General features: G+C 53.1%; 12 protein-coding genes and 1 riboswitch. Of the genes, 4 read left to right on the forward strand and 8 right to left on the reverse strand.

Going from position 1 to position 14046, the window contains the following annotated elements:
• Positions 1 to 151: 151 nt before the first annotated feature.
• Positions 152 to 1003 carry a glutamate racemase gene (gene murI, locus FY046_RS19670; protein ID WP_133846334.1) on the reverse strand — a complete coding sequence of 284 codons (852 nt, stop codon included), beginning with the start codon at positions 1001 to 1003 and terminating at the stop codon, positions 152 to 154.
• Positions 948 to 2828: a TonB-dependent vitamin B12 receptor BtuB gene (gene btuB / locus FY046_RS19675; RefSeq protein WP_159338332.1), complete on the reverse strand. Its 1881-nt coding sequence runs from the start codon at positions 2826 to 2828 to the stop codon at positions 948 to 950. Before btuB ends, murI begins: the two co-directional genes overlap by 56 nt.
• A gap of 67 nt (positions 2829 to 2895) precedes the next feature.
• Positions 2896 to 3075: riboswitch (cobalamin riboswitch) on the reverse strand.
• A 125-nt stretch (positions 3076 to 3200) separates the two neighbouring features.
• On the opposite strand from btuB, the gene trmA reads away from it, so the two are divergent.
• Entirely contained in the window at positions 3201 to 4301 is a 1101-nt protein-coding gene (gene trmA, locus FY046_RS19680; RefSeq protein WP_133846336.1) for a tRNA (uridine(54)-C5)-methyltransferase TrmA, read from the forward strand.
• Positions 4302 to 4337: 36 nt separating this feature from the next.
• Here the strand turns inward: trmA and FY046_RS19685 are convergent, their stop codons facing one another.
• Together FY046_RS19685 and fabR are read right to left on the reverse strand one after the other, a co-directional pair.
• A complete protein-coding gene (locus tag FY046_RS19685) occupies positions 4338 to 4694 on the reverse strand; it encodes a YijD family membrane protein (protein WP_133846337.1) in 357 nt (118 codons plus the stop codon).
• A gap of 64 nt (positions 4695 to 4758) precedes the next feature.
• Positions 4759 to 5400 (reverse strand): HTH-type transcriptional repressor FabR, encoded by a 642-nt coding sequence (gene fabR, locus FY046_RS19690; protein WP_133846338.1) that lies wholly within the window; start codon positions 5398 to 5400, stop codon positions 4759 to 4761.
• Positions 5401 to 5592: 192 nt separating this feature from the next.
• Here fabR and sthA point away from each other — a divergent pair, with 192 nt between their 5' ends.
• Complete coding sequence (gene sthA, locus FY046_RS19695) at positions 5593 to 6993, forward strand: Si-specific NAD(P)(+) transhydrogenase (protein WP_133846339.1); 1401 nt, start codon at positions 5593 to 5595, stop codon at positions 6991 to 6993.
• On the opposite strand, the gene oxyR is transcribed toward sthA, so the two are convergent.
• Positions 6976 to 7890, reverse strand: coding sequence for a DNA-binding transcriptional regulator OxyR (gene oxyR / locus FY046_RS19700; RefSeq protein WP_133846340.1), 915 nt, complete (start codon positions 7888 to 7890; stop codon positions 6976 to 6978). The two genes, sthA and oxyR, sit on opposite strands and share 18 nt — an antisense overlap.
• Before the next feature lie 135 nt (positions 7891 to 8025).
• On the opposite strand from oxyR, the gene FY046_RS19705 reads away from it, so the two are divergent.
• The gene (locus tag FY046_RS19705) at positions 8026 to 8757 is read left to right on the forward strand and encodes a glutathione peroxidase (RefSeq protein ID WP_133846341.1); all 732 of its coding nucleotides are present in this window, start codon (positions 8026 to 8028) and stop codon (positions 8755 to 8757) included.
• An 86-nt stretch (positions 8758 to 8843) separates the two neighbouring features.
• Here the strand turns inward: FY046_RS19705 and argH are convergent, their stop codons facing one another.
• From argH to argB, 3 genes are all read right to left on the reverse strand, one after another.
• Positions 8844 to 10217, reverse strand: a complete 1374-nt coding sequence (gene argH, locus FY046_RS19710; protein WP_133846342.1) for an argininosuccinate lyase — start codon at positions 10215 to 10217, stop codon at positions 8844 to 8846.
• Positions 10218 to 10307: 90 nt separating this feature from the next.
• Entirely contained in the window at positions 10308 to 11522 is a 1215-nt protein-coding gene (locus FY046_RS19715) for an argininosuccinate synthase (protein ID WP_133846343.1), read from the reverse strand.
• A 149-nt stretch (positions 11523 to 11671) separates the two neighbouring features.
• Positions 11672 to 12448, reverse strand: coding sequence for an acetylglutamate kinase (gene argB / locus FY046_RS19720; RefSeq protein ID WP_133846344.1), 777 nt, complete (start codon positions 12446 to 12448; stop codon positions 11672 to 11674).
• A gap of 171 nt (positions 12449 to 12619) precedes the next feature.
• On the opposite strand from argB, the gene argE reads away from it, so the two are divergent.
• Entirely contained in the window at positions 12620 to 13771 is a 1152-nt protein-coding gene (gene argE / locus FY046_RS19725) for an acetylornithine deacetylase (RefSeq protein ID WP_446186405.1), read from the forward strand.
• Positions 13772 to 14046 lie beyond the last annotated feature (275 nt).

The raw sequence follows: 14046 nt of genomic DNA on the forward strand, positions 1-14046 counted from the left end.
CCGGCGCTATCAGTTACCTGACGCTCCTGACCCGGTGGCTTGTAAGCCGTTGTTCCGTGTCAGTGGAGGCGCAGTATAGGGATTTTCTGGAGAGTGACAAGGGCTAATTGCAAAAAACTTTCTGAGTGATGATTTTTTGCCCTAAAGTTCCCTAAAGCGCCAGTTTTTCGAGCTTTGCAAAGCCATATCGTTGTAAAACGGGCATTAATTGAACTGCCTGTTCAGTGATATCCATGCAGAACGCCATGTTCTCATCCTGAGAAAAAGCCTCAGGAGACTCATTTTCCAGCAGCCACACCGTACGGCGGGCAATGGCAGCGCCAGAATCGATTAAACGAGTGCCTTCAGGCAGTACTTGCTGTAGCTCTTCACTGATAAGAGGGAAATGCGTGCAGCCAAGCACCACGGTATCGGGTGGCTCCTGCATCCGCAGCCAGGGTTGCAGAATACGTTTTACTTCTTCTATAGGAACAGGCTGACCATGCAGCTTAGCTTCTGCTAACTCCACCAGTTCCGCAGAGCCCAGCATCTCGGTTTTGCACTCACCACCAAAACGCGCCACCAGCTCTTTAGTATAAGGACGCTTTACTGTGCCACGCGTCGCCAGCAGACCAACCACGCCGTTACGGGTCAGACGTGCCGCTGGCTTAATCGCTGGCACAACACCGACAACAGGAAATTCAAAGCGTTCTCGCAGAGCAGGGAGCGTCACGGTGCTCGCCGAGTTACAGGCGATAACCACCAGCGCAAGAGGATAGAGCCGAGTGACCGCTTCCACGATGGTCACCACACGCTCGACGATAAACTCTTCCGACTTTTCGCCATAGGGGAAAGCAACGTTGTCGAAAGCATAGAGATAATGGAGATCCGGCAATAATTTGCGGATCTCATCATAGACAGAAAGCCCACCGACGCCGGAGTCAAAGACCAGCACGGTGGGGCGCGGTTTAGAAGGTGTAGCTGCCGCTGAGGTAGTATTCCCGTCCAGGGGTTTCATAGCCATACACTGTCTCGTAATCTTTATCGAACAGGTTGGCAATTCTACCACGAACAGTGAGATGGGATGTGACTGGATACGAAACCGCGAGATCCCACAGGCTGACACCGCCCAATTTGGCCAGATCACCGTTTGGATTTGTTGCGTATTGACGGTCGTAGCGTTCACCCAGGTATTGATAACTCACTGACCAGTCGAAATTATACACCGTCCAGTCGAGCTGATACTTCACCTGCTGTTTAGCCCGACGCAGCAAAATCTCATTGGTTTCAGCATTACGCGGATCAACGTAATCATAGGAAATCTGGTGAGATACCGGACCGGTATCAAATGAAGCCGTTGCTTCAACACCTTTGATGGTCGCTTTGTTGATATTGTAATAACCGCCGTTGGCACTACTGTAATCAATAAGGCTGTCGATATCGTTGCGATATGCGGATACATGCCAGGTTACAGGGCCCGTTAAGCCTTCGAAGCCCCCTTCCCACTGCTTGCTCTCTTCAGGATCAAGATTGCTATTGCCGCCAAAAGAACCGTACAGCTGACCGAGGTTAGGTGCCTTAAATGCAGTCCCGTAACTGGCGATAAAACGATAACCCTCAATGAACTCCCAGGCTGCGCTGGTTTGCCAGGTATTATGCCAGCCGTACACGGAGTGATCATCGCCACGAACGGCACCTTCCAGCGTCACTGGACCAAACATCTGCTGCCCGGTGGCATACAAACCCGTATTGGTCACTTCACGACGGTCATTCACATAAGCAGTCCCTGGCTCAATGGACTGCTTCTGCCAGTCAACGCCGCCACCCACACTGCCCTGTCCCACGACCACATTATTGGCCCACTGCAAATTATACTGCTGGGAGTCATCAAGAGTGGCGGAGGACGCATAGCGTCCCATATCAGGACTGTAGTTATAATCTTTCGTGTGGCTGTAGCTGGCGGTCAGATTGGAAGAATAGAGACCATTATTGAAGCGGAGTCCACCATCCCATGTCTGGCTATACAGCTGGCGAGTATCAACATAGGTATCGGGTTGAACGTAGGTCGGGCTACCGTCATAGGCAGTACGGTTATCAAAGCCATAACCACGAACAAAGACACTAAAATCATCATTGATCTGATGTTCAATCGCGCCATAGATGTTCTTGCTCATAAACCCATCACGATCGGATTGTGCAGTGTTGCCAAGCGCATCAGGATAATTAGCAACAACGTCATAGCCTTTGGTGTAGGTATAGTTACCTGCAAGCGTCACACGAGTATTCTGGCCCAGCATCTGCTGAGTGGAACCGTCGTAAGACTGATAGCCGTTGGAACCGACCCCTGCCGCAAGCGTCGTACCCTCCTTAGTGCGCGTGGTAATGATGTTGAGTACCCCACCAATGGCATCAGAACCATAGACCGCTGAACGTGCTCCACGTACATATTCAATCCGCTGAACCAGTGAAATTGGGATCTGGCTGAGATCGGAAGCACCGCTGATCCCCGCCTGATTAAGGCGCACACCATCAATCAAGACCAGAACATGGCTGGAGTTAGTGCCACGAATAAACAGTGAGCTTTGCTGGCCCAGTCCACCATTTTGAGCAATATCGACGCCAGGCAGGCGGCGCATCACATCCGTCAGCGTTTTTGACTGCCAGCGGTCGATCTGCTCTTTCGTGACCACCGTGGTAGGGGCCAATACAGCAGAGACTGGCTGTTCAAAACGATTCGCAGTCACAACCTGCGTTTCTTCTTTATTACTGTCCTGTGCAAAGCCGTTTTGCGCCCAGAGGGAAATTGCCGTAGCGCTAAACGCCAACAGCGTATTTTTTGTTGTAATCATGACCAAGCATCCAAAAAATGTGCAGGATGCCGCAGGCATACGATCGATAGCACGCGATGACCGTAAGAAATGCGACGTTAATCCGGCAGGTCTTCGGGCTCAGAATCGTTGGGTGGCAATGACTTCCCGTCAAAAGACAGTGTCTGCGTTACGCTATTGTCACGACATTCTATACCGCTGCGCGTCAGCTCCAGATTTACACTGGATTCCCTATTAACTCGTGGGAGGCCGGGGAACGCATTTTATGAACAAATGTGTTAGAAGTCCAGATATCCAGACATCCATAAAGGGTGAATCGTGGACAATACTGGACATGAGGTAAAGAATCCCTACAATCGCCCGGCTATCACTGCCACATACTCAGGAACGCCCATGACACCCGAACAACTGCCTGTTGAACACTATGACGACCAACTCACAGAGAAAGTGACACGACTGACATCCATGATGTCTGCGTTTAATGCTCCCAACGTCGAGGTCTTCCGTTCACCGGTCAGCCATTACCGGATGCGTGCAGAGTTCCGTATCTGGCATGACGGTGATGATCTGTACCACATTATTTTCGATCAGAAGACACATGACCGCATCCGGGTGGACAGCTTCCCCGCAGCCAGTGAGCTGATTAACCGCCTGATGCCCCGGCTGATCGATGCCGTGCGCGACCAGCGTGCACTGCGTTTTAAACTGTTCCAGATTGACTACCTGTCGACGGTCAGTGGGCAGGTCGTTGTCTCTATGCTCTATCATCGTAAGCTGGATGATGAATGGCAGCAGGCTGCCACGCTACTGCGTGATGCGCTGCGCGCTGAAGGTTTCGATCTGCACCTCATCGGCCGCGCGACTAAAACCAAAATCTGTCTGGATCAGGATTTCGTGGATGAGCGTCTGATGGTGGACGGGCGTGAGATGATCTATCGCCAGGTAGAAAACAGCTTTACGCAGCCAAATGCGGCAATGAATGTGAAGATGCTGGAATGGGCGCTGGATGCGACGCGCGATTGTCGCGGCGACCTGCTGGAACTGTACTGCGGCAATGGCAATTTCTCGCTGGCGCTGGCACGTAACTTCCGCCGCGTGCTGGCAACGGAAATCGCCAAACCGTCAGTCGCCTCTGCTCAGTACAATATCGCGGTAAACCAGATCGATAACGTCCAGATTATCCGTATGGCGGCAGAAGAGTTTACTCAGGCAATGAACGGAGAAAGAAGCTTCAGACGCCTGGAAGGCATCGATCTGACCAGCTACGAGTGTGAAACCATTTTCGTCGACCCTCCGCGCAGCGGCCTAGATGACGAAACGGTGAAGATGGTGCAGGCGTATCCACGTATCCTTTATATCTCCTGCAACCCGACAACGCTGTGCGAGAACCTCGCCACATTATCGGCTACTCATGAGATTACGCGTCTGGCCCTGTTCGACCAGTTCCCGTACACACACCATATGGAGTGCGGCGTTCTGCTGACTCGCCGCTAATCTGGCTCGGGCGATATCCATCGCCCGGCTTTCGCATTACACGCTGGAATGACGCGCGCGCCACTTAACAGCAATCCAGAACACCACCGCCACCATCAGAATGGTCGGCACAAAGTTTGAGCCAATCTCAGGATACTCCGCTCTGACAATCGCACTGTACAAGAGAATGCCCAACAGGAAGAATCCCGCAGCCAGCGAGGGCATACCGTCCGGCATGGCACGGTTAAGATAACGTTGATGCAGGCACCAGGCCGACAGACCCAATGCAATCAGAGGGAAAACAGAAAATGGCACCACTGCGCTGAACAGCACCGAAAACGAGCCGTTAATCGACAGCCCGGTAAGAAATGTTAACAGCAGAGTGCCTTTATCGCGGCCAGTCGCTAAATTCATGTCATCCCCTTGAATTTGTTCCAGTCGGCTAGGTTATTTGCCATGTAGGCCCTGACCAGGCCGCTTAGTCTTTTGCTTCCAGCGTCACCGCCAGCTTCTCCTGCTCACGTCGATACCAGTAATATGCCCCTTTCGAGATCATACGCAGTTGCAGTACCAGCCTTTCTTCCAACTGGCGTCGCTGATCGACATCAATATCCAGTGCTTCAGCACCGGCGTTAAACACGATAATGACCATCGCTTCTGCCTGCGCTTCGGTGAAGCTGCGCGGCATACGGTTCTCAACTTCCAGATAATCGGCCAGTTCGGCAATAAAGTGCTGAATTTCACGGGCAACAGCGGCACGAAATGCGGATGACGTGCCGGAGCGTTCACGCAGCAGTAACCGAAAGGCATTTGGGTTATTACCAATAAACTCCATAAAGGTAGAAACAGAAGTGCGGATGACACTGCCACCTTTGGCAATACGCTGACGCGCCTGGCGCATCAACTGTCGCAACATCAGACCACTTTCGTCCACCATGGTTAATCCCAATTCATCTACATCACGAAAGTGACGATAAAATGACGTTGGGGCAATCCCCGCCTCCCTGGCAACTTCCCGCAAACTGAGGCTGGCAAAACTACGTTCGGCACTGAGTTGACTGAATGCCGCTTCGATAAGTGAACGTCGTGTACGTTCTTTTTGCTGCGCTCTAACGCCCATTTTTGTGCCTGTTTAGCCTGCAAGTGGGCACTATAGCAAAAATTTCAGCGTACAGTGGGCCAAACTTTGTGAGCGGCTGTTAACCCTGTCATTTGGCATTTGATGGCAAAAAGCACGGTTAGAATTGGGAACTGAGGCGCGAGATGTTAGAATCTCGTTGTAAAATTGTATAAGAAAATAGGACGTATTGGTATGCAACAGTCTTATGATTACGACGCCATTGTCATTGGTTCCGGTCCTGGCGGTGAAGGTGCTGCGATGGGACTGGTGAAGCAAGGTGCACGTATTGCCGTCATCGAGCGCTACCACAATATTGGTGGCGGATGTACACACTGGGGAACAATCCCGTCGAAAGCGCTGCGTCACGCCGTCAGCCGCATTATCGAGTTCAACCAGAACCCACTGTATAGCGACCACACGCGTCTTCTCCGTTCTTCTTTCGCCGACATTCTGAATCACACCGAAAACGTTATCAGCCAGCAAACCCATATGCGCCAGGGTTTCTATGAGCGCAACCACTGTGAACTGTTCCAGGGGGATGCACGCTTTATCGATGCCAACACCATTGAAATCGAGAGCCACGATGGCAGCATTGAGCGCCTGACCGCAGGCAAGTTTGTCATCGCCTGCGGATCACGTCCTTACCATCCGCCGGATGTCGACTTTACCCACCCACGTGTTTATGACAGCGACTCCATCCTGAATCTGCACCATGAACCTGGTCATGTGATTATCTATGGCGCAGGGGTGATTGGCTGTGAGTATGCATCGATTTTTCGGGGTCTGTCCGTCAAAGTTGACCTGATCAATACCCGTGACCGTCTGCTGGCTTTCCTCGATCAGGAAATGTCTGACTCGCTGTCCTATCACTTCTGGAATAACGGCGTGGTCATACGCCACAACGAAGAGTTCGAGAAGATTGAAGGTGTGGCAGATGGTGTGATCATGCACCTGAAATCCGGAAAAAAACTCAAAGCAGACTGCCTGCTGTACGCCAACGGCCGCACCGGTAATACCGATGGGCTGGGGCTGGAAAATGTCGGACTGGAAGCGGATGGCCGCGGCCTGCTGAAGGTGAACAGTATGTATCAGACGGCGCAGCCGCATATCTATGCGGTAGGCGATGTCATCGGGTATCCGAGCCTCGCATCAGCCGCCTACGATCAAGGCCGCATTGCCGCTCAGGCGATGATCAAAGGCGAGGCCACCGCTCATCTGATCGAAGATATTCCTACAGGTATCTATACCATTCCGGAAATTAGCTCTGTCGGGAAAACCGAGCAGCAACTGACAGCAATGAAAGTGCCATATGAAGTGGGCCGTGCGCAGTTTAAACACCTGGCACGTGCGCAGATTGTTGGTATGAACGTTGGTAGTCTGAAAATTCTGTTCCACCGCGAAACCAAAGAGATCCTCGGTATTCACTGCTTCGGTGAACGTGCTGCGGAGATTATCCATATCGGCCAGGCGATTATGGAGCAGAAAAACGGTGGCAACACGATTGAGTACTTCGTGAATACCACCTTTAACTACCCCACCATGGCGGAAGCCTATCGGGTGGCGGCGCTTAACGGTTTAAACAGGCTGTTCTAAGCGGCCCATCACACCTCGCATGTGCTCACGGATCGCCTCTGCCAGCTGTTCATAACGGCCACGCAGAGGTGAACCTGGGCGATACACCAGGGCGATAGTGCGCTGTGGTACCGGCTTATAGCAGGACAGATAACAGACGCCATCACGCACTCTTTCGTTCGGTACGGCCAGCGAAGGTAACAGTGTGATACCGCTGCCCGCCGCCACCATATTGCGCAGCGTTTCCAGACTGGTCGCACGGAAATGCGTATCTTCATCCGCCCCCGCCTGGAAGCAAAAGCCCATCGCCTGATCGCGCAGACAGTGACCATCTTCCAGCATCAGCAGTTTCTCCCCGGCCAGATCCGACATCGGAACACGATCGCGGTCGTGCCACGGGTGATCCGCATAGATCGCCAGTTTCATCGGCTCATCAAAGAGTGGGACTTCAATAAACGCTTCTGACTCTTTCACCAATGCCAGGATCGCACAGTCCAGCTTACCGCTGTCGAGTTGCGCCAGCAGTTGCTGCGTTTGTGCTTCGTGCAGATACATCTCCAGCTTAGGGAAGGTCTGATGAAGCGTAGGAATAATCTGCGGCAACAGATACGGGCCAACGGTCGGGATCAGCCCAATGTGCAGCGGGCCGGACATCGCCTCGCCTTGCTGGCTGGCCATCTCTTTCAGGACCTTGACCTCCCGCAGCACAGTCCGGGCCTGATCCACCAGCAGCAGACCTGCCTGAGTGAATAATACCTTGCGGCTGGTACGTTCCAGCAGCATCACCCCCAGCTCATCTTCCAGCTTGCGAATCTGGCCGCTTAACGTTGGCTGACTCACATGGCAGGCATCGGCTGCACGACGAAAATGGCGATGTTCTGCCAGCGAAACCAGATACTCCAGATCACGAATATTCATCTTATCCTCTTTTTCACGATAGCCCGTGACGATAGATAGCATAGCAACCAACGATTATCCCTATCAAGCCTGAATGATAATAATGTGCCGGTGCCAAAAAGGGGCACACCAAATTCAATCACCTTGAGGTCTTTTATGTTTGCAAGTCAGGAAGGTAAGTCCATCCCGCAGGTCACTTTTCACACACGTCAGGGCGACAGTTGGGTCGATGTCACTACTGATGAGCTGTTTAAAGACAAAACCGTGATCGTCTTTTCACTGCCGGGGGCTTTTACTCCTACCTGCTCCTCCAGCCACCTGCCGCGCTATAACGAACTCTCGGATGTGTTCAAAAAACATGGAGTGGACAGTATCCTGTGCGTCTCGGTTAACGATACTTTTGTGATGAATGCCTGGAAGGCCGATCAGAACGCCGGACACATTACCTTTATTCCTGACGGTAACGGTGAGTTCACCCGTGGCATGGAGATGCTGGTTGAGAAAGCCGATCTCGGCTTCGGTCCGCGTTCATGGCGTTACTCGATGCTGGTACGCAACGGTGTGGTAGAGAAGATGTTTGTAGAACCTAACAAGCCGGGCGACCCGTTTGAAGTGTCTGATGCAGACACCATGCTGCGCTACGTCGCACCAGAATTTAAAGTGCAGGAATCCGTTTCCCTGTTCACCAAACCAGGCTGTTCATTCTGCGCGAAAGCCAAACAGATGCTGTTAGATCGTGGAATTCAGTTCGAAGAGATCGTGCTGGGCCAGGATGCCACGACCGTCAGTTTGCGCGCCGTTACTGGCCGTGCCACTGTGCCGCAGGTGTTTATCGGTGGTCGCCATATTGGCGGAAGCGATGATTTAGAGCAGTTCTTTACGGCATAAACCGAACAGGGATGGGCATACCCATCCCCTATGTCATCCCAGGGGTCAGGCATACCTGACCCTATGCATGCCTGACACAAAAGGCATTACGCCAGACGCTGTTTCGCTTCAGTAATCGCTTTTGATACCTGATGCGGAGAGACACCGCCTTTCGCGTTACGCTTATCCAGGCAAGATTGCAGAGACAGGAACGGGTACACATCCTCTCCGATCACACTGCTGAACTTCTGTAAATCACCCAGCGTCAGCGCTTCCAGCGCCACACCCTGTTTAATCGCTTCGACCACGGTTTCACCTACAATATGGTGCGCTTCACGGAATGGCACGCCTTTCGCGACCAGATAATCCGCCAGCTCCGTCGAATTCGCGTAACCCTGCTCAGCGGCTTCCTGGCAACGTGGGCGTTTCACCTGAATACCATCCAGCACCAGTGCGGCCATATGCAGGCAGTCAGACCAGGTATCGAGCGCATCAAACAGCCCTTCTTTGTCTTCCTGCATATCTTTGTTATACGCCAGAGGCAGACCTTTCAGGGTCATGCTCATCGCGGTCAATGCGCCCTGTACGCGGCCGACTTTGCCACGGATCAGCTCCAGCGCATCCGGGTTTTTCTTCTGCGGCATCAGGGATGACCCCGAAGTGACCTTATCGGACAGCTCAACGAAACCGGATTCGCCGGTGTTGAAGAAGATCAGATCTTCCGCGAAACGCGACAGGTGAACCATGCCGATGGACGCATCAGACAGCAGTTCCAGCACATGGTCACGGTCAGACACGGTGTCCAGGCTGTTACGGGTCGCGGAGGCAAAACCTAACCAGCCTGCCAGTTGCTCACGGTCGATTTCGTACGCGGTTCCGGCCAGTGCGCCACAGCCCAACGGGCTGACGTCAAGACGCTTCAGCGTATCCTGCAGGCGGCTTTCATCGCGTGCCAGCATCTCAACGTAGGCCAGGCACCAATGTGCAAACGTCACCGGCTGGGCACGTTGCAGGTGGGTATAGCCCGGCATGACGGCGTCCTGATTGGCTTCCGCCGTCGCCACCAGCGCCTGCTGGAACTGGCGTGTGGCGATCAGCAGTTCGCTGACCTGCGCTTTACACCACAGTTTCAGATCGGTAGCGACCTGGTCATTACGGCTACGGCCAGTGTGGAGTTTTTTACCCAGCGCACCGACCTTGTCAATCAGTTTGCCTTCCACCCAGCTGTGAATATCTTCGGCATCGCTTTCCAGAATTTGCTGTGGGTTCGCGCGCACGTCTTCCAGCAGAACATTCAGCGCCACTTCCAGCTGCTGCTGTTCTTCTGTGGTTAATACATTGACCGTCACCAGCGCTTTGGACCAGGCAATGGAACCAGTGATGTCCTGCTCTGCCAGACGATAGTCGAAGCGCAGTGAGTCATTGAAGAGCTTGAAACGTTGATCTGCTGCCTGCGTAAACCGTCCACCCCAAAGTGCCATGATGCGTACTCCATTCAAATAATGTAATAAGGGCGGCACATGTGCCGCCCCTACGAATACCTGTAGGGACGAGTTGCCTCGCCCAAAAAATTACTTCTTCTCGTTCAGCGCACGGATGCGTGAAGAGAGTGAGAACAGACGGATAAAGCCGCCTGCATGACGGTGATCGTATACTTCATCTTCACCGAAGGTCGCAAACTCTTCAGAGTACAGGCTGTTAGCAGATTTCTTCTGAATCGCGGTGACCTGGCCTTTATACAGTTGCAGAACCACTTCACCGTTCACTTCTTCTGCCAGGGCAGCGGCAGATGCCTGAATGGATTTGCGCAGTGGCGCGAACCAACGGCCATCGTAAACCACGTAGGACATTTCCAGGCCCAGCTGCTCACGCCATTTGAAGCTGTCACGGTCCAGAACCAGCTGCTCAACCGCACGCAGCGCATTCACCATGATGGTGCCGCCTGGGGTTTCGTAACAGCCACGGGACTTGATGCCCACCAGGCGGTTTTCCACGATATCGATACGGCCAACACCGTGACGGGCACCGATAGCATTCAATTTGTCCAGGCAGCCAAACGGGCTTAACGCTTCACCGTTGACGGCAACTACACGGCCTTTCTCAACGGCAACGGTCACCTGCTCCGGCTGGTCTGGTGCTTCCAAAGGATCCACGGTCCACACCCAGCAATCTTTGTTCGGTGCGTTCCACGGGCTTTCCAGCACGCCGCCTTCGGTGGAGATATGCCATGCGTTTTCATCACGGCTGTAGATTTTTTCCAGCGACGCGGTGGTCGGGATATTACGCTCTTTCAGGTAGTCCAGCAGGGCTTCACGGGAACGCAGGTTCCACTCGCGCCACGGTGCCACCACTTTCAGCTGCGGAGCCAGTGCGGTATAGGTGGTTTCGAAACGCACCTGGTCGTTACCTTTACCGGTTGCGCCGTGGCACAGTGCATCTGCCCCCACTTTCAGTGCCAGCTCAACCTGAGCTTTAGCGATAATTGGGCGCGCCATTGACGTCCCCAGCAGGTAGGTGCCTTCATACAGGGCACCGGTCTGAAGCACCGGATACACGTACTCGCTGATGAACTCTTCACGCAGGTCCACAACGTGGCATTCAGATGCACCGGATTGCAGCGCTTTCTGCTCTACACCTTCCAGATCGCCACGTTCCTGACCGATATCGGCCACGAATGCCACCACTTCACAGCCGCCGTAGTTCTCTTTCAGCCACGGAATAATGGCCGAAGTATCCAGACCGCCGGAGTAAGCCAGTACGATTTTCTTGATGCTTTTATCTTGCATTGTCTCTTCCTTCAATTTCCCATCATCTTTCACGCTGCAACTACGTTGGCTTCCTACACTCACCCCAGTCACTTAGTGAACTAAGCTCCCGGGGATTCATTCCGTCGCCGCCTTGCTGCAACCCGAAATTTTTCGGGAAAGGTTTATAATTAAGCGAGGATACGGGTGCCAATAGACACACCGTTAAACAGGGCTGGCAGCTGTTCAGCATGGCGCCAGCTGGCAATATCTACCGGACGGCCCAGGGTACGGGCAGCGTCCAGTGCGGCATTCACCTTGACGATCATGCCGTCAGTGATCACACCATCAGCAATCAGCTGTTCTGCTTTCTCTGCCGTCATCTCGGCGATGCGCTGTTTATTGGCATCGAGAATACCACTAACGTCAGAGAGCAGAATCAGGTCTGCACCCAGAGTGGCGGCCAGCGCCGTCGCGGCCTGATCGGCGTTAACGTTCATCAGCAGGCCATCCTGAGTAATACCAATCGAACTCACTACTGGCAGATAACCCGCCTCCAGCAGTGTGGCGATCAGCCGTGGCGATCCCGGCGTTGCCAGGCCCACGTGCCCAAGTTCATCATCAAACTGCGCTACATTGACGCTTCCGCCGTCACCGAGGCACAGACCAACGGCATCAATGCCATGTTTTTTCGACCAGGCCAGCAGGGTTTTGTTCGCCGTCCCGGCCAGTGCACCGGTAATAATGTCAATCTGATCGGCAGGTGTCACGCGCAGGCCGTTTTTCTTCTTCACCGGCAGCGCAAGCTTAGTCATCAGCTCATCCACCAGGCAGCCACCACCGTGAACAATCAGCAGTGGGCGTTGGTGGGCAGCACGGTAGGTCACCAGGGCGTCAAACAGCCGCTCCAGCGCTTCTTCGCTGTCCAGCAACACACCACCCAACTTGATAATTAACGGATTTGTCATGAAAGTCACTCGCTCACTGTGAGTCATTGCGCTTCAGGGCTGCCAAAACGCCTGTTGAACTGCTACCGTGGAAGACAAATTTATCGGTTTCCATCCGGTCGTCGTTAATGTATTTTTATTCACTATTAATGCATGAATATTGATACTATCCTAACTCAAGGACTGTCAACAGTGAAGACAAAATTACCCCCTTTTATCGAGATTTACCGCCAGTTGATTGCTACACCATCAATCAGCGCAACCGACAGCGCGCTCGATCAGAGTAATCAGACTTTAATCAATTTACTGGCCGGCTGGTTCCGCGATATTGGCTTCAGCGTGGAAGTCCAACCCGTTCCCGGTACGCACAACAAATTCAATATGCTGGCGAAGAGCGGCCACGGCGCCGGCGGGCTGCTGCTGGCGGGTCATACCGATACCGTTCCCTTCGACGATGGCCGCTGGACGCGCGATCCCTTTACCCTGACCGAGCACGACAACAAACTGTACGGTCTGGGCACCGCCGATATGAAAGGCTTCTTCGCCTTCATTTTAGATACCCTGCGTGATATTGACGTTTCAACGCTGAAAAAACCGCTGTATATCCTCGCCACCGCTGACGAAGAAACCACGATGGCAGGCGCGAAGTTTTTCTCAGAAACCACCAGCCTGCGCCCGGACTGCGCCATTATCGGTGAACCCACCTCACTGAAACCCGTTCGCGCCCACAAAGGCCATCTCTCCAATGTGATTCGCATTCAGGGCCAGTCCGGCCACTCAAGCGATCCAGGACGCGGCGTCAACGCCATTGAGCTGATGCACGAGTCGATTACCCAACTGATGGAACTGCGTAATACGCTAAAAACGCGCTACCACCATGACGGATTCGCCATTCCCTATCCGACCATGAACTTTGGCCACATCAACGGTGGCGACGCTGCCAACCGTATCTGCGCCTGTTGTGAATTGCATATGGATATCCGCCCACTGCCAGGCCTGACGTTAAGCGACCTTGACGGTTTGCTGAATGAAGCGCTGGCACCCGTCAGTGCACGCTGGCCAGGCCGCCTGACCGTGGGTGAACTGCATCCCCCGATCCCGGGTTATGAGTGCCCGCGCGAGCATCAGCTGGTACAGGTCGTGGAGAAATTGCTGGGGACAGAAACGGAAGTAGTGAACTACTGTACCGAGGCGCCATTTATTCAGGAAATCTGCCCGACGCTGGTTTTAGGCCCAGGATCGATCGATCAGGCACACCAGCCGGATGAATTTATTGACACGGCATTTATCAAACCTACCCGGGAGTTAATCGCCCAGGTGGTGCATCATTTTTGCCATCACTGAGTAAAAAAGGGGGTAAATGACTGCCAAAACAGCCGTTTGCCACCGATTTCAATTATTCTGGTTGATAAGAATAACTTATCTCACTCCGTTGTAATTAAATTTCATAAATTCCCGCTATTTAGCGTCACGATGCGGCAAATTTAAGTCAATTGACGAATGGTTGCTAACGTGGCTAGATAAAAGGCTAAGTTATGCCCACAAGGGTTATTTATAGCCAAAATAGTTGAAGTTGCAGCAAGGCGGCAAAAGAGCGAGTCCCGATGAGCTTACATTAG

The sequence above is a fragment of the Erwinia sp. 1181_3 genome (assembly GCF_052824965.1).

Coding starts and splice junctions, on each gene's coding strand:
- murI (WP_133846334.1), bottom strand. CDS start 1,003: ATGGCTATGAAACCCCTGGACGGGAATACTACCTCAGCGGCAGCTACA.
- btuB (WP_159338332.1), bottom strand. CDS start 2,828: ATGATTACAACAAAAAATACGCTGTTGGCGTTTAGCGCTACGGCAATT.
- trmA (WP_133846336.1), top strand. CDS start 3,201: ATGACACCCGAACAACTGCCTGTTGAACACTATGACGACCAACTCACA.
- FY046_RS19685 (WP_133846337.1), bottom strand. CDS start 4,694: ATGAATTTAGCGACTGGCCGCGATAAAGGCACTCTGCTGTTAACATTT.
- fabR (WP_133846338.1), bottom strand. CDS start 5,400: ATGGGCGTTAGAGCGCAGCAAAAAGAACGTACACGACGTTCACTTATC.
- sthA (WP_133846339.1), top strand. CDS start 5,593: ATGCAACAGTCTTATGATTACGACGCCATTGTCATTGGTTCCGGTCCT.
- oxyR (WP_133846340.1), bottom strand. CDS start 7,890: ATGAATATTCGTGATCTGGAGTATCTGGTTTCGCTGGCAGAACATCGC.
- FY046_RS19705 (WP_133846341.1), top strand. CDS start 8,026: ATGTTTGCAAGTCAGGAAGGTAAGTCCATCCCGCAGGTCACTTTTCAC.
- argH (WP_133846342.1), bottom strand. CDS start 10,217: ATGGCACTTTGGGGTGGACGGTTTACGCAGGCAGCAGATCAACGTTTC.
- FY046_RS19715 (WP_133846343.1), bottom strand. CDS start 11,522: ATGCAAGATAAAAGCATCAAGAAAATCGTACTGGCTTACTCCGGCGGT.
- argB (WP_133846344.1), bottom strand. CDS start 12,448: ATGACAAATCCGTTAATTATCAAGTTGGGTGGTGTGTTGCTGGACAGC.